Raw genomic sequence first — 15497 nt, forward strand, 5'->3', positions numbered from 1 at the left:
CCGTGGTCGTCGTCGTGCGGATGCTGCTGAGCCGCGTCCTCGCCCTGATCCCGCTGCTGCTGGGCGTGATCCTGTTCGTCTTCGTCGTGATGCGGTTCGCGCCGACCGACCCGGCGCTCGCCGCCTTCGACGGCGCGAACGCCACCGCCGAGCAGCTGCAGCGGTTCCGGCTGGACAACGGCCTGCTCGACCCGCTGCCGCTGCAGTACGCGCACTTCGTCTGGCACCTGATCCAGGGTGACTTCGGCACCAGCGTGATCACCAAGCAGCCGGTCGGCGAGACCATCGCCACCGCGCTGCCGCTGACCGTGCAGCTGACCCTGCTCGGCCTGGTCATCGCCCTGGTCATCTCGCTCGTGCTCGGGGTGACGTCGGCGCTGTACCGCGACCGCTGGCCGGACAAGGTGATCCGGGTGGTCACGCTGGCCGGCGTCGCGGCGCCGGCGTTCTGGGTGGCGCTGCTGCTGGTGCAGTGGCTGGCCGTCGACCGCGGCCTCTTCCCGACCAGCGGGTACGTCAGCCCGGCCGACTCCCTCGGCGGCTGGCTGACCTCGCTGACGCTGCCCGCGGTCTCCCTCGCGCTGCCGGTCGCGGCGCAGCTCACGCGCGTGATCCGGACGTCGATGGTCGAGGAGCTGGACAAGGACTACGTCCGCACCGCGCGCGGCGGCGGGCTGCCACCGGTCGTCGTGGTCGGCCGCAACGTGCTGCGCAACGCGCTGGTCACCCCGCTGACCGTGCTCGGCCTGCGGGTCGGCTACCTGCTGGGCGGCGCGGTCGTCATCGAGACGATGTTCGCGCTGCCGGGAATGGGGCAGAACATGATCCAGGCCGTCAAGGACGGCGACACCGCCAAGGTGCAGGGCTTCGTGATCACCATCGCGATCGGGTTCGTGCTGGTCAACCTGATCGTCGACGTCCTCTACCTGATGGCGAACCCGCGGCTGCGGAGCAACTCGTGACGCGCCGGTCCTGGCCCGCGCTCGCGGTGCTCGGCGTCCTGCTGCTCGTCGCGGTCGTCGGCACGCTCGTCGCGACGCACAACCCGGACGCGCTGAGCACCGACACCGGCGGCCCGAGCGCCGCGCACTGGTTCGGGACCGACCAGTCGGGCCGGGACATCTTCTCCCGGCTGGTCGCGGGGACACGCTGGTCGCTCGCCATCGGCCTGGGGGCTGTGGCGCTCGCACTCGTGTCCGGCGCGACGATCGGGGCGTTCGCCGCGACGTCGGGCGCCCGGGTGGACGCCGTGGTGATGCGCGTGCTCGACATCATCATGGCGTTCCCCGGCATCGCCTTGGCCGCGGTCCTGGTGGCCGTGTTCGGCCACGGGATCCTGGTGCTGATCCTGGCCATCGGGTTCCTCAACATGCCACCAGTGGCGCGGGTCGTCCGGGCGAATGTGCTCGCGCAGTACGGCGAGGACTACGTCGCGGCGGAAAGCGTCATCGGGGCGCGCCGGTTCTACGTGCTGACCCGGCACGTCGCGGTAAACTGCGCGGCGCCGGTCCTGGTGTTCTGCACGGTGACGGTGGCCGACGCGATCGTCTTCGAGGCGTCCCTGTCGTTCATCGGCGCCGGCATCCAGCCGCCGGACCCGTCGTGGGGCTCGGTCCTCGCCGACGGCAAGGACCTGGTGCTGACCGGCGGCTGGTGGGCGACGTTGTTCCCCGGTCTGCTGATCCTGATCACCGTGCTGGCGCTGAACGTCCTGTCCGAGCGCGTCTCGGACGCGTGGGCCGCGCCGTCGGCCCGCGCGGCCCGGGCCGGTGCCGTGGCCAAGGCCGTTGCCGCCCGCGAAGACGCCGGCACCGCGCCCGTCCTGCCGATCGCCGGGCTGCGGGAAGCGGGGGAGCGGCTCGCCCGCACCGCCCGCTCGCTGGACCACCGCGAGACGGTCCTCGAGGTGGACCGGCTGGCGATCGCGTTCCCCGGCCGCCACGACGGCGTCAACGTCGTCGACGGCGTCTCGTTCGGCGTCCGCGCGGGCGAGGTGCTCGGCCTGATCGGCGAGTCCGGCTGCGGCAAGTCGCTGACGTCGCTGTCGATCCTCGGCCTCCAGCCGCCGACGGCGACGGTGACCGGGCAGATCCGGTTCGCCCAGCGTGACCTGCTCGCGCTGCGCCCCGGCGAGCGCCGCCGGCACCTGGGCCACGACATCGCGATGATCTACCAGGACGCGCTCAGCTCGCTCAACCCGGCGATGACCATCCGCGCCCAGCTCAAGCAGTTCACCCGCCGCGGCGGTACCCGCACGCCGGCCGAGCTGCTCGACCTGGTCAACCTGGACCCGGGGCGGACGCTGCGCGCCTACCCGCACGAGCTGTCCGGCGGGCAGCGGCAACGCGTGCTGATCGCGATGGCGCTCTCCCGCGACCCGAAACTGATCGTCGCCGACGAGCCGACCACCGCGCTCGACGTCACCGTGCAGGCCCAGATCATGGCGCTGCTGCTGCGGCTGCAGGAAGAACTCGGCTTCGCGCTGATCCTGGTGTCGCACGACCTCGCGCTGGTCTCCGAGATCGCCGACCGCGTCGTCGTCATGTACGGCGGCCAGGTCGCCGAGCTGGGTGCCACCGCGCAGGTCATCGGCTCGCCGCGGCACCACTACACACGCGGCCTGCTCAGCGCGGTGCTGTCGCTGGAGGAGAACGAGGCCCGGCTGACCCAGATCAAGGGCGTCGTCCCGGCCCCGGCCGAGTTCCCGGCGGGCTGCCGGTTCGCCGGCCGCTGCCCGGCGGCCCGCGACAAGTGCCACGACGAACCGCCGGTCCGCTTCGGCGAGCCGGTCGACCACCTGGTCGCCTGCCACTTCCCGGCGGTCGACCTCGCTCGGGAGAAGGAGGCGACGGCGTGAACCTGCTGGAGCTCGACGGCGTCCACGTCGTCCACCGGATCCGCGGTGCGAACCTGTTCGGCCACGACAGCGTCTACGCGCTGACGGACGCCCACCTCGTCGTGAACCCGGGCGAGACCGTCGGCGTCGTCGGCGAGTCCGGCTGCGGCAAGTCGACGCTGGCCAAGGCGATCGTCGGCCTGCAGCGCCCCACCGCGGGCACCGTGCGGTTCCGCGGCAAGCCCCTGGACCGCGGCTTCGGCCGCGCGGTCGGCATGGTCTTCCAGGACCCGTCGACCGCGCTCAACCGCCGGCTGGCCGTCGCCAAGATCATCCGTGACCCCCTCGACGTCCACCGCGTGGGCACGCCGGACGAGCGGGACGACCGCGTCCGCGAGCTGATGACGCTGGTCGGCCTGCCCGACAGCGTCGCCGACGCGGTGCCGGGCCAGCTGTCGGGCGGGCAGCGCCAGCGCGTCGCCATCGCCCGGGCCCTGGCGTTGGGACCGGCGCTGCTGGTCGCCGACGAGCCGACGTCCGCCCTCGACGTCTCGGTGCGCGCGCAGATCCTGAACCTGCTGCTCGACCTGCGCGAACAGCTCGGGCTGGCGATGGTGTTCGTCTCCCACGACATCCAGACGGTCAAGAAGATGAGCGACCGGATCGTCACGATGTACCTCGGCCGCGTCGTCGAAGAAGCCCCGGCTGCGGACCTGCCCGAGGCCGCCCGGCACCCGTACACGCGGGCCCTGTTCTCGGCGACGCCCAGCCTGCTGCACCAGGTCGAGCCGATCGTGCTCACCGGCCCGGTGCCGTCGGCGACGCACCCGCCGAGCGGCTGCCCGTTCCGCACCCGCTGTCCGAAGGCCACCGGCGGGTGCGCGGCCGAGCTGCCGCCGCTCGCCGCGGCCGACGGAGGCCACACCTACCGCTGTATCCATCCCGAGACCCCTGCCGGAGTGAGCGCCTGATGCCGAAGTTCGCCGGAATCGTCCCCCCGCTGTGCACGCCGTTGACCGACGACTTCGGCGTGGACACCGACTCGCTGCGGCGCCACGTCGAGTTCCAGCTCGACGCCGGCGTGCACGGCATCTTCGTCCTCGGCTCGTCGAGCGAGGTCGCCTTCCTCCCCGACGCCCAGCGCCGGGTCGTCGTCGAGACGACGGTCGAGCAGGTCGCCGGGCGCGTCCCGGTGCTGGCCGGCTGTATCGACATGACGACGTTGCGGGTCGCCGAGCACATCCGGGCCGCCGAAGCCGCCGGGGCCGACGCCGTCGTCGTCACCGCGCCGTACTACACGCGCACGCACGTCGCCGAGATCGACCGGCACTTCCGGCTGCTGCACGAGCGCACGTCGCTGCCGATCGTCGCCTACGACATCCCGGTGGCGGTCCACACGAAGCTGGACGGCGCCCTGGTGCTCGACCTCGCCGCCGACGGCGTCCTCGCCGGCCTGAAGGACTCCAGCGGCGACGAAGCGGCGTTCCGCGCGGTGCTGCTGGGCAAACGCGAACGCGGCCTCGACGCCTTCGCCGTGTTCACCGGCTCCGAACTCGTCGTCGACGCGGCGCTGGCGATGGGCGCGGACGGCGCCGTCCCGGGCCTCGGCAACGTCGACCCGGTCGGTTACGTCCTCATCCACGACCACTTCAAGGCCGGCAACCTCGCCGCGGCCCGGCGTGAACAAGAGCGTCTGCTGAAGCTGTTCTCGATCACCTCGGTGGCCCCGCCGAGCCGGATGGGCCGCGGCTCGGCCGGCCTCGGCGCGTTCAAGGCCGCGATGAAGATGCGCGGTTTCATCGACAACGCCGTCATGGCCCCGCCGCAGCTGCCCCTGGACGACGAGGAACTGCTGCGCATCAAGGAGAAACTCGTCGAAGCGGGCTTGCTCTGACGGTCCCGCCCACCCGGCCGAGGGAGATGAGGACGACGCCGGCGATGCTGAGCGCGCCGCCGGCGACGTCCACCCAGGTCGGCGTCTCGCCCAGCCAGACGAACGCCACCGCCAGCGCGACGGCCGGGACGAGGTAGAGCGCGCCGGTCGCGACGGCGATCGTGTGGCGGGCCACCGCGTACCCCCAGGCGACGAACCCGGCCGCCGAAGGCAGCACGCCCAGGAACACCACGGACAGCGTCGCGCTCAGCGGCGCCGTTTCGACGCCGCGAAGGGCCGCGGGCGCGAGCGGCAGCAGGAACAGCGTCCCGGCCCACATCGCGTAGCAGGCGACCTCGAGCCCGGTGTAGCGCTTCAGCAGGGGCTTGCTGCCGAAGTGGTAGACGGCCTGGACCGCGGCGGCGGCCAGCACGACCCACGCGGCCCCCGAGTAGCCCAGGCCGCCGCCGAGCGCGATGAGCGCGCTGCCGCCGAACGCCACCGCGCTGCCCAGCACCTTCGCCGTCGTCAGGCGCTCGCCCAGGAACGCCGTCGCGAGCAGCACGCTGAACACCGGCGCCACCGAGACGAGCAGGCTCGCCGTGCCCGCCGGCACGCGCACCTCACCCCAGTTGAGCAGCAGCTGGTACGCGCTCATCCCGGCCAGCCCGCACCCCGCGATCAGCGGCAGGTCGGCCGCGCGCGGCCGCCGCACCCCCAGCACCGGCGCCACCAGCAGCAACCCGGCCGACGCCACCGCGAGCCGGGCGAACGACAACCCGGCGACGCCGTAGCCGCCGAGCCCCACCTTGATCGCCGGGAACGCCGACGCCCACAGGACGACGGTGACGGCCAGGGCGAGGGTTGCCTTGAGAGTGGGCTTCACGACGGCTATCGTCGGCCGGAAGATGCAGAAGTACCAGTTACGGTTTCTTCGCTGAAGAGAAAGTCTGACTTCATGTTGGAGCTGCGCCGCCTGCGCATCCTGCACGGTCTCGCCCAGCACCGGACCGTGGCCGCGACCGCGGCGGCGTTGCACCTGACCGGCCCGGCCGTCTCGCAGCACCTGGCCGCCCTCGAACGCGAAGCGGGCACGCCGCTGCTCGAGAAGCAGGGCCGCACCCTGGCCTTCACCTCCGCCGGGCGGCTGCTGGTCTCGCACGCCGAGGTGATCCTCGACGACCTCGCCGCCGCGGAGTCGGCGATGGCGGCCGTGTCCGAGAACGGCGGCACCGGCACGGTCCGGCTGGCCGCGTTCGCCTCGGCGGCGCGGCAGCTGCTGCCGGCGGCGTGGGCCGGGCTCCGGGAGGCCGGCACGGTCTCGCTGCGCCTGGTCCAGGAGGAGCCGGACGACGCGCTGGAGTCGTTGCGCCGCCAGGACGTCGACATCGCGCTGGTGCACAGCTATTCGCTGCTGCCGCGCAGCATCCCGCCGCGCTGCGAGGACCGGCGGCTGCTGGCGGACCCGGTGCTGCTCGCGCTCGCCCCGGCGCTGGCCGCGTCGGCCGGCCTGGCGCCGGGCGAACCCGTGCGGCTGGAACGGTTCGCCGGCCACCCGTGGCTCGTCCCCGCCGCCGACCTCTCGTGCCGCGAGATGATCCACCGGGCGTGCGGCGCGGCGGGGTTCGTGCCGCCGGTGGTGGCGGAGGCGAGCGACTTCGCGGTCCTCGTCGCGCTGGCCGCGTCCGGCGCGGGCGTGGCGTTGGTGCCCGCCATGGCGTTGCCGGCCGGGCCGCCAGGGGTCAGCCTCCACCCGCTCGAAGAACCGTTGACGCGCAAGGTGTTCGCGCTGACCCGGACGGGCACCGCGCGGCGCCCGGACATCCGGGTCGTGCTCGACGGACTGGAGCGGTCGGCTCGCGACTGGGCGGACCGCTACTGCTGAGGCCGCGCCTTTTCGACGGCCTCCAGGAACTTCGCGACCTTCGCCCGCATCCCGTACGGGTACAGGAACGTGTTCCCGGCCAGCTTGTCGGCGAACAGGGGTACGTTCGCGACGACGTCCGCCGCCGCATCCGGGACCACGAAGACGATCTTGCCCGGTTTCCAGGCCGTCGGCGGCGTGTGCTGGATCTTGCTGATCTTCTCGACCGGGAACGTGTTCTTGGTGTCGCCCGGGAGGATGAACCAGCTCTTCGTCGCGATGCTGAGCGTGACGGTGTGCCCGTCGAAACGGATCGACCTGCGCCTGGCCCTCAGATGCACGCGTCCGACTATGGCAGAGCGCGCGCCCCTCGGGACAGGTGCTTCCGGGTGCTCAGAGCGTTTTGCAGGTCAAGGCCGGGCGCGCGGTGCCGTTGCCCTGACCCGTCAACGCGGTCAGGCCGAACGACGTCGAGCCGTTCGCGTCGAGCTTCGCGTTCCAGTCCGCGTTGTCGACCGTGACGGTCGAGCCGTCGACGGTGAAGGTGCCGTTCCACAGGCCGGTGATGTGGTGGCCGTCGGGCAGGGTCCAGTAGACGCGCCAGCCGAGCAGCTTGACGGCGCGGTCGTTGTGCACGGTCACCTCCACCTGGTAGCCGCCGGGCCACGAGTTCGTCACCCGGTAGTCGGCCGCGCAGCCCAGGTCCGCGGGGGCCGGGGAGCTGGTGACGGGCGTCGACGGCGGGGGAGTGGTGGAGAACGGCACGGGTGCGGGCGCGGCCACCGTCGTGCCGCTGTCGGGCACCAGCGCCGTGCCGATGAGCACGCCCAGGGCCAGCAGCAACGCGCCGCCCGCACAGGCGAGGACGAGCTTCCGGCGGGGCCGGCGGACCTGCAGCAGGCGCGTCCCGACCTGGGGGACCACCCGCGGCGGCGGCAGCGGACGGCCGCCGGTGACCGCCTCGAACAGCTCCTGCACCTCGGCCATGGCCGGCCGCTGCGCGGGATCGCGCTGCAGGAGCCGCCCGAGCACCTCGGCCAGCGGGCCGCTGTGCTGCGGCGGGATGACGTCGTCCTGGGCGATCCGCCGCAGCAGGACGATGGTGTTGTCCTCGTTGCCGAACGGCGGCATGCCCTCCAGCGCGCGGTAGAGCGTCGCGCCGAGGGAGAAGACGTCCGCCGGGAACCCGGCTTCGGCGCCCCCGGCGACTTCCGGCGCCAGGTAGGCGGGTGTGCCGGCGATGAACCCGCCGCCGGTCACGGTCCCTTCGCCGGTCGCGCGGGAGATGCCGAAGTCGGCGATCTTCGTGACGCCGTCGGGCGCCATCAGGACGTTGCCGGGCGTGACGTCCCGGTGCACGATGCCTTCGGCGTGCGCGGCGGCGAGCGCCGACGCGACCTGCTCGCCGACGCGCGCGACCTGGTCGGCCGGCAGGGTTTCCCGCTCCAGCAGGACTTCGGCCAGGCTCTGCGACGGCAGGTACTCCATCACCAGGTACGGGTCGCCGGCGTGCTCGACGACGTCGTGCACGGTGATGGCGTGCGGGTGCCGCAGCCGCGCGGTGAGCCGCGCCTCGCGCAGCGCCCGCGGGCCGCCCTGGCCGCCGCCGGACGGGTCGAAGCCCAGCTGCTTCACCGCGACGACCCGGTCGAGCCGCTCGTCGCGGGCACGCCAGACGACGCCCATCGCTCCCTGGCCGATCCGGTCGACCAACCGGTAGCGCTCGGCGATCAGCTGTCCTGCCTCGGTCACGACGACCCTCCGGTACCGGTGCTCGCCCAGGCCTTCCCCGGTGACACGGATCCGGGGACCGAACGGTTCGAGCTTAACGGCCTGCTCGTCGCCCCGCCGACGAGCAGGCCGCCCCCACGCTCACGCGCCGAACGGGTGCAGCTGGTCCCACGACGGGACGCGCGGGGTGATCCGCAGCCTCATCCCGGCCTCGGCGGGCAGCTTGTCCGCCTTGCGGGCGTTGCAGCTGCGCGCCGTCCCGCCGCACGCGGCGACCGTGTTGAGCCAGTCGGTCCGCGCGCCGCCGCGGCTCAGCGGCACCACGTGGTCGATCGTCGTCGCGCGCTGCCCGCAGTAGGCGCAGCGGTGCCCGTCACGTGCCAGCACACCACGCCGGGACCAGCGTGGCGGCTGCGTATATCGCCACTTCATGACGACGTACCGCAGCAACCGCACGATCTTCGGGCGCGGGAACAGCCCGTAGGCGAGACCGTCTTCGGCCTCGTGGACCACGGCGACGTCGCGCACGAGCATCCGGATGGCGTGCGGGACGGACACGGTGTGCAGCGGCTCGTAGCCGGCGTTGAGGACGAGAACCCCCATGGCGCAACCTCTTTATGTTGGATGGATACGAAAGCCGCCCGGATCGCGGTGATCCGGGCGGCTTTCCGCGAAGCGACCCGTTCATGGTCGCCGAGCTTCGCGAGAGGCGTCAATCGTGTTTCAGCGCCGGTCAGTGCAACGGGTGATTCCGGAAGAACCGCCAGATCACCGGGGTCGCGTCGATGACGGTCGGCGTGGCCGAGTCGAGGTTCGGTTTTGTGCTCGGCCAGACGTGCCCCGCGCCTTCGACGCGGTAGTGCTCGACCGTGCCGCGCCGGTCGCAGGCGAGCCACTTCTGCGCGACGACGCCCTTCACCGGCGTCCACGACAGCGGCCCGAACCGGCAACCGTCCCTTGTGGACCACGCGGCGAGCCAATCGGGGATCGGCGGCAGGCCCTTCTCCGGAACGCCGGTGTAGGGGATGGTCGTGTCGGCGGTGCCGTGGAAGTCGAGGATCGGCACCGGCCGGCTCGGGTGGCAGGCGCCGCCCTGCGGGTAGAAGGCGCCGGACACCGGGGCGAACGCCGCGATCCGGCTCGCCAGGCGGCAGGCCAGCACGCCGACGAACCCGCCGCCGTTGGACTTCCCGGCGGCGAAGACGCGGTTCGCGTCGACGCACAGCGTCCGCTGCAGCTTCGTGATCAGGTCGCTGGTGAGCAGGACGTCGTCCGCGGCGGCCGAGTAGGGCGCGCCGGTCCAGGCGGTCTCGCCGTCGGTCCCGACGAGGCCCTGCGGGTAGACCGAGATCGCGTCCAGCGCGGAGAAGCCGGACAGCTCCTCCTGGTACTGGGACGTGCGCTTGTGCCCGTGGAACGACAGGAGCACCGGGTAGGACCGGCGCGGGTCGTAGTGCGCGGGCAGGTGCACGGTGTAGGTGCGGTCGAGGCCGCCCGAGGTGAGGTGCTGCGTCGTCGTCACGCCGGCCGGGACGGGCGCCGGGCGGCCGCAGCCGGTGGTGCGGACGGGGTGGTCGACGACGTGCGACGGTGTCACAGCCGCGGCGGGTGCGGCGAAGCCGGTGGTCAGCGCGCAGGCCGCGGCGAACGCGGCCGCCCACCGGGGCCGGGGGAAGCGTCCGGGCACTCGATCCTCCTTGATCGGCAGCAGGGCGTGGCCAGCATCACACCGGCTGTCGCGGCCCGCCTACATTGCGTTCATAAAGTGCGCGGCCGGGTGACGGCCCGGACTGTCGGACCCCCTCGGTACGATCGCACCCGTTCGCCGTGACACCCGGAAGGAAGCCCGTGACCACCCCGATCGAGACGCTCGAGTTCCAGTCCGAGGCGCGTCAGCTGCTCCAGCTGATGATCCATTCGATCTATTCGAACAAGGACACGTTCCTGCGGGAACTGGTGTCGAACGCTTCGGACGCCCTCGACAAGCTGCGGCTGGAGTCGTACCGCGACAAGGACCTCGTCGCCGACACCGCCGACCTGCACATCACGATCGAGTCGGACCCGGCCGAGCGCACGCTGACGGTGCGGGACAACGGCATCGGCATGACCCGTGACGACGTCGTCGGCCTCATCGGCACGATCGCGAAGTCCGGCACCGCCGACTTCCTCGCCAAGCTCAAGGAAGCGCAGGACGCGGCGGCGTCGCAGGACCTGATCGGCCAGTTCGGCGTCGGCTTCTACGCGAGCTTCATGGTCGCCGACAAGGTCACTCTCGTGACGCGCCACGCGGGCAGCGCCGAGGGCGTCCGCTGGGAGTCCGAGGGCGAAGGCACCTACACGATCGAGCCGGTCGAGGACGCGCCGCAGGGCACCGCGGTCACCCTGCACCTCAAGCCGGAGGACGCCGAAGACGCGCTGTACGACTACACGTCCCCGGCGAAGATCCGGGAGATCGTGAAGAAGTACTCCGACTTCATCACCTGGCCGATCCGGATGACCGCCGACGCCGCGCCGGCCGCCGAGGGCGAAGAGCCCGCCGAGCCGGCGGTCGAGACGGTCAACTCGATGAAGGCGCTGTGGGCGCGGTCGTCGAGCGAGGTCTCCGAGACCGAGTACGGCGAGTTCTACAAGCACGTCAGCCACGACTGGCAGGACCCGCTCGAAACGATCCGGCTGCAGGCCGAGGGCACGTTCGAGTACCAGGCGCTGCTGTTCCTGCCCTCGCACGCGCCGATGGACCTGTTCCTGCGGGAGCGCAAGCGCGGCGTGCAGCTCTACGTCAAGCGCGTGTTCATCATGGACGACTGCGAGTCGCTCGTCCCCGAGTACCTGCGGTTCGTCAAGGGCGTCGTCGACGCGCAGGACCTCTCGCTCAACGTGTCGCGGGAGATCCTGCAGCAGGACCGCCAGATCCAGCTGATCCGCCGTCGCCTGGTCAAGAAGGTCCTCTCGACGGTCAAGTCGATGATGTCTTCCGACGCCGAGAAGTACGCCACGTTCTGGCGCGAGTTCGGCCGCGCGGTCAAGGAAGGCCTGCTCGACGACTTCGAGAACCGCGAGGCGATCCTCGAGATCTCGTCGTTCCCCTCGACGCACGACGCCGAGAAGCCGACCTCGCTGCGCGAGTACGTCGAGCGGATGAAGGAGGGCCAGGAGCACGTCTACTACATGACCGGCGACTCCCGGTCGGCCGTCGAGAACTCGCCGCACATGGAGGCGTTCGCGGCCAAGGGCTACGAGGTGCTCGTGCTCACCGACCCGATCGACGAGATGTGGGTCGACGCGGTGCCGGGCTTCGACGGCAAGCAGTTCCAGTCCATCGCCAAGGGCCAGGTCGACCTGGACTCGGACGAGGACAAGAAGGCCACCGAGGTCGCGCGCGAACAGCAGCAGAAGGACTTCGAGGGCCTGCTGTCGTGGATGGGGACATCGCTGGGCGAGGACGTCAAGGAGGTCCGGCTCTCGTCGCGGCTGACGACGTCACCCGCCTGCATCGTCGGCGACACCCACGACCTGACCCCGACGCTCGAGAAGATGTACCGCGCGATGGGGCAGGAGCTGCCGCCGATCAAGCGGATCCTGGAGCTCAACCCGGAACACGCCCTGGTCACCGGCCTGCGCGAGGCGCACGCCGCACGCCCGGAAGACGCCGGCCTGGCCGAGACGGCGGAGCTGCTCTACGGAATGGCGCTCTTGGCCGAAGGCGGCGAACTGGGCGACCCGGCCCGCTTCATCAAGCTGCTGGCGAACCGCCTGGAGAAGACGCTCTGAGACAGCGGCCCGGGCGGGACTTCCCGCCCGGGCCCGCTCTTCGCCCGGGGCGGCACTTGCGTGCTCGGTCCGGCAGCTCAGCGGCACTCCCGTCCGGGCCCGTGGGCAGTGGCTCTCACCCGCGGCGGGCATACGCATGTCCTGCTCGCTGGTTCAGCGGCACTCGCGCCTGGACCTGCGGGCAGCGGCTCTTACCCGCGGCGGCATGCACGTGTCCTGTCCGCCGGACCCGCCCGCGGCGACGCGATCCGTCGGCACCTGGCTGGAACTTTCCCCGTCCGGGCCCGCTGGCGGGTCCTGGCCGGGCCGGCGTCGGCGTAGACCCGTCCGGCCTGCCGGTGGCTCCACGTCCCGGCGTTACCCGCGTGGGCCGGGACTCCTCCCCAGACCCGCCCGAGGAGGACACTCACCCGGGAGGCTCTCGTCGGGTGAGAGGAGCTCTCGTGTCCTCGTCGCAGGTTTTCGCCAACCGCGAGGACGGCGGCCGCCGGCTGGCGCGGGTGCTTGCGCGGCGGACCTGGGCCGATCCGCTCGTGCTCGGGCTCGCGCGGGGTGGGATGCCCGTGGCGGCCGTCGTCGCGCGGTGGCTCGGTGCCGAACTGGACGTCGCGGTCGCGCGGAAGATCGGCGCGCCCGGGCGGCGGGAGTACGGCGTCGGCGCGGTCACGCCCCACGGCCCGGCCCTCTACTCCGACACGAGCCTCCGGGCGCTGCACCTCACCGCCGGTGAGCTGGCGCGGACGGAACACCGCGAACGGGCCGAAGCGCGCCGCCGGCTCGCGCGCTACCGCGGGGATCGGCCGCCGGTGGGTTGCGCCGGCCGGGACGTCATCCTCGTCGACGACGGGCTCGCCACCGGCGTCACCGCCCGGGCGGTGCTGCGTGACCTGCGCGCCGGCGAGCCGCTGACCTTGGTCTTCGCCGCTCCCGTGTGCGCTCCGGACGCCGTCACGCTGCTGCCCGAGGCCGACGACGTCGTCAGCGTCGTCGAGCCGCCGGAGTTTCGCGCCGTCGGCCAGTGGTACGCCGATTTCCGCCAGACGCGTGACGAAGAGGTGCTCGCGCTGCTCGCCCGGTGACCGTCGGCGGTTCCACAGAGGACGCACCGTGACGTGCTGCTCCACCCGGGGAACACCCGATTGAGCGGCTGGGTGGCGGGGTATCACCGGGCGGGGGTACCGACTGATGGGGCAGGTGTCATGGCGGAACGGGACGGACTCGGCGCGCCGGCGCTCGGACTGCGGCAGTACCTGCTGGCCGTCGCGAGCAAGCTCGACGCGCCCGCGTGGTTCTGCGAGGTCGAGGTGCCCGCCACCGCCTACCTGGCGCTCGAACTGCGTCTCGAGCGGTTCCCGGACCACGAGACGGCGCTGCTGTGGGACGAGCAGGACGGCTGGGCCGCGGCCGTCGAGTCGGCGACCGGCGAGGACGTGGTCGTGCTGGCCTACCTCGGCGAGGACCTGCTGCCCGCGCCGTGCGCCGTCGAGGAGTTCGTCCGCGACCTCTACGGGGACGGCTACCCGGGCCGGCCGGACCCGCCGGACTTCCGCAGACCCGGTGCGGCGGACGGCTTCGACGAGCGTCTCGCCGCCTACGCCGGGAAGAGCGTCTGCCTGCCGGAAGGCCAGGCCTGAGGGCCACCCGTTCGTCCGTCCACATCGGACACAGTGCGCCCCGCCGGGTGACGGCCGGACCTGATCGCACTACCCTGGGACGACCAGGAGTGACCAGCGGGAGGCCCAGTGAGCACGGAAGCCGCCGACGCGGTGGTGATCGGCGCCGGGCACAACGGCCTGGTCGCGGCCAACATGCTGGCCGACGCCGGCTGGTCGGTGCTGGTCCTGGAGGCGACGGACCGGCCGGGCGGCGCGGTCCAGACCGCCGAGGTCACCGAACCCGGCTTCCACGTCGACCTGTTCAGCTCGTTCTACCCGCTGGGCGCGGTGTCGCCGGCGATCCGGGGCCTCGGGCTCGAAGAGCACGGCCTGCGGTGGCGGCACGCCCCGGACGTGCTCGCGCACGTGCTGCCGGACGACCGGTGCGCGGTGCTCTCGCGCGACCTCGACCGCACCGCGGCGTCGGCCGACGAGTTCGCGCCGGGCGACGGTGACGCGTGGCGGGCGTTGGCCGCGCAGTGGCAAGAACTTCAGGAACCGTTGCTGGCGGCGCTGTTCGCGCCGTTCCCGCCGGTCCGTCCGGCGCTGAAGCTGTTGCGGCGCACTGGAACCGCCGACGCGCTGCGCCTGGCGCGGATGCTGACGCTGCCGGCGCGCCGGTTCGGCGAGGAGGTGTTCGCGGGGGAGGGCGCGCGGCTGCTGCTGGCCGGAAACGCCGCGCACAGCGACGTTTCCGTGGACAACGCGGGCAGCGCCGTGTTCGGCTGGCTGCTGGCGATGATCGGGCAGGACACCGGGTTCCCGGCCCCCGCGGGCGGCGCGGGGGAGCTGACGGCGGCTTTGGTGCGCCGCCTGGAGTCCCGAGGTGGGAAAGTCCACTGTGGACGTCCGGTGCGCGAGGTCATCGTCGCCGGCGGGCGGGCGCTGGGCGTCCGCGACGCCGCGGGCGACCCGGTCCGGGCGCACCGCGCGGTGCTCGCCGACGTCCCGGCACCGATCTTGTACGGCGAGCTGGTCGGCGCGGAGTGGCTGCCGTCGCGGCTGGTCGACGACCTGCGCCGGTTCGAGTGGGACAGCGCGACGGTGAAGGTGAACTGGGCGTTGTCGGGCCCGGTGCCGTGGACGGCCGAGGGCGCGCGCGGCGCGGGCACCGTCCACCTCGGCACGGACCTCGACGGCCTCTCGGCGTTCGGCAACGAGCTGGCGCGCGGCCGGACGCCGCGCCGGCCGTTCCTGCTGTTCGGCCAGATGACGACGACCGACCCGGACCGCTCGCCGGCGGGCACCGAGGCGGCGTGGGCGTACACGCACGTCCCGCGCGGCTCGATGGCCGGTCGAGGCGCGCTGGAACGACGGGTCAAGCGGATCGAGGAGACGGTCGAGGCCCACGCGCCGGGGTTCGCGGGCCTGATCAAGAACCGCTACGTCCAGGGCCCGGCAGAGCTGGCGGAGCACAACCCGGGCCTGGTGGGCGGAGCGATCAACGGCGGCACGACGGCGATCCACCAGCAGCTGTTCTTCCGCCCGGTCCCGGGCACGGGCCGCGCGGACACCCCGGTGGACCACCTGTACCTGGCGGGCGCATCGGCCCACCCGGGCGGAGCAGTCCACGGCGGCCCGGGAGCCAACGCGGCCCGCGCGGCCCTGACCCGAGCGGGCAAGCTGGGCGGCGGCTACGCGGCGCTGATCCGAGCGGCCCACCGAGCAATCTACGGCTGAGGCCAGCACTGGTCGGCGGGCTGGGCGGCTTGTTGGCCCTTCCGGCCGCCGTGTTGGCCACTCGGGAGATCGTGGTGGCCTTTGGCG

General features: G+C 72.6%; 14 protein-coding genes. 9 read left to right on the forward strand and 5 right to left on the reverse strand.

Annotation, left to right across the window (positions count from 1 at the left end):
- Positions 1 to 2 precede the first annotated feature (2 nt).
- From OHS58_RS08165 to OHS58_RS08180, 4 genes are read left to right on the forward strand one after another with little or no spacing between them, the layout of a single operon-like run.
- Positions 3 to 962, forward strand: a complete 960-nt coding sequence (locus tag OHS58_RS08165) for an ABC transporter permease (protein WP_328647755.1) — start codon at positions 3 to 5, stop codon at positions 960 to 962.
- Positions 959 to 2857: a dipeptide/oligopeptide/nickel ABC transporter permease/ATP-binding protein gene (locus tag OHS58_RS08170; protein ID WP_328647756.1), complete on the forward strand. Its 1899-nt coding sequence runs from the start codon at positions 959 to 961 to the stop codon at positions 2855 to 2857. The genes OHS58_RS08165 and OHS58_RS08170 overlap by 4 nt, the downstream gene beginning before the upstream one ends.
- Positions 2854 to 3807 (forward strand): ABC transporter ATP-binding protein, encoded by a 954-nt coding sequence (locus OHS58_RS08175; RefSeq protein WP_328647757.1) that lies wholly within the window; start codon positions 2854 to 2856, stop codon positions 3805 to 3807. The genes OHS58_RS08170 and OHS58_RS08175 overlap by 4 nt, the downstream gene beginning before the upstream one ends.
- On the forward strand, positions 3807 to 4730 hold the full coding sequence (locus OHS58_RS08180; protein WP_328647758.1) for a dihydrodipicolinate synthase family protein: 924 nt from the start codon (positions 3807 to 3809) through the stop codon (positions 4728 to 4730). The genes OHS58_RS08175 and OHS58_RS08180 overlap by 1 nt, the downstream gene beginning before the upstream one ends.
- Here OHS58_RS08180 and OHS58_RS08185 read toward each other — a convergent pair.
- The gene (locus OHS58_RS08185) at positions 4696 to 5595 is read right to left on the reverse strand and encodes a DMT family transporter (protein ID WP_326950451.1); all 900 of its coding nucleotides are present in this window, start codon (positions 5593 to 5595) and stop codon (positions 4696 to 4698) included. The genes OHS58_RS08180 and OHS58_RS08185 overlap by 35 nt on opposite strands.
- Positions 5596 to 5667: 72 nt before the next feature.
- Here OHS58_RS08185 and OHS58_RS08190 point away from each other — a divergent pair, with 72 nt between their 5' ends.
- Positions 5668 to 6594 carry a LysR family transcriptional regulator gene (locus OHS58_RS08190; protein WP_328647759.1) on the forward strand — a complete coding sequence of 309 codons (927 nt, stop codon included), beginning with the start codon at positions 5668 to 5670 and terminating at the stop codon, positions 6592 to 6594.
- Here OHS58_RS08190 and OHS58_RS08195 read toward each other — a convergent pair.
- The 4 genes from OHS58_RS08195 to OHS58_RS08210 form a co-directional block, all read right to left on the reverse strand.
- A complete protein-coding gene (locus tag OHS58_RS08195) occupies positions 6585 to 6914 on the reverse strand; it encodes a hypothetical protein (RefSeq protein ID WP_328647760.1) in 330 nt (109 codons plus the stop codon). The two genes, OHS58_RS08190 and OHS58_RS08195, sit on opposite strands and share 10 nt — an antisense overlap.
- Before the next feature lie 52 nt (positions 6915 to 6966).
- On the reverse strand, positions 6967 to 8325 hold the full coding sequence (locus OHS58_RS08200) for a protein kinase domain-containing protein (RefSeq protein WP_328647761.1): 1359 nt from the start codon (positions 8323 to 8325) through the stop codon (positions 6967 to 6969).
- A gap of 120 nt (positions 8326 to 8445) precedes the next feature.
- Positions 8446 to 8907 carry an HNH endonuclease gene (locus tag OHS58_RS08205; RefSeq protein WP_326950447.1) on the reverse strand — a complete coding sequence of 154 codons (462 nt, stop codon included), beginning with the start codon at positions 8905 to 8907 and terminating at the stop codon, positions 8446 to 8448.
- Positions 8908 to 9037: 130 nt separating this feature from the next.
- Positions 9038 to 9991, reverse strand: coding sequence for an alpha/beta hydrolase family esterase (locus OHS58_RS08210; RefSeq protein WP_326952648.1), 954 nt, complete (start codon positions 9989 to 9991; stop codon positions 9038 to 9040).
- A gap of 161 nt (positions 9992 to 10152) precedes the next feature.
- On the opposite strand from OHS58_RS08210, the gene htpG reads away from it, so the two are divergent.
- The 4 genes from htpG to OHS58_RS08230 all read left to right on the forward strand — a co-directional run bounded on the left by htpG (position 10153) and on the right by OHS58_RS08230 (position 15410).
- The gene (gene htpG, locus OHS58_RS08215) at positions 10153 to 12075 is read left to right on the forward strand and encodes a molecular chaperone HtpG (protein WP_328647762.1); all 1923 of its coding nucleotides are present in this window, start codon (positions 10153 to 10155) and stop codon (positions 12073 to 12075) included.
- A 443-nt stretch (positions 12076 to 12518) separates the two neighbouring features.
- Positions 12519 to 13154: a phosphoribosyltransferase gene (locus tag OHS58_RS08220; protein WP_328647763.1), complete on the forward strand. Its 636-nt coding sequence runs from the start codon at positions 12519 to 12521 to the stop codon at positions 13152 to 13154.
- Positions 13155 to 13274: 120 nt separating this feature from the next.
- Positions 13275 to 13709 (forward strand): DUF6292 family protein, encoded by a 435-nt coding sequence (locus tag OHS58_RS08225; protein WP_247052592.1) that lies wholly within the window; start codon positions 13275 to 13277, stop codon positions 13707 to 13709.
- 108 nt (positions 13710 to 13817) lie between these two features.
- On the forward strand, positions 13818 to 15410 hold the full coding sequence (locus OHS58_RS08230) for a phytoene desaturase family protein (protein ID WP_328647764.1): 1593 nt from the start codon (positions 13818 to 13820) through the stop codon (positions 15408 to 15410).
- Positions 15411 to 15497: the final 87 nt, after the last annotated feature.

Origin of the sequence: Amycolatopsis sp. NBC_00348 (assembly GCF_036114655.1) — a bacterium.
Lineage (GTDB): Bacteria > Actinomycetota > Actinomycetes > Mycobacteriales > Pseudonocardiaceae > Amycolatopsis.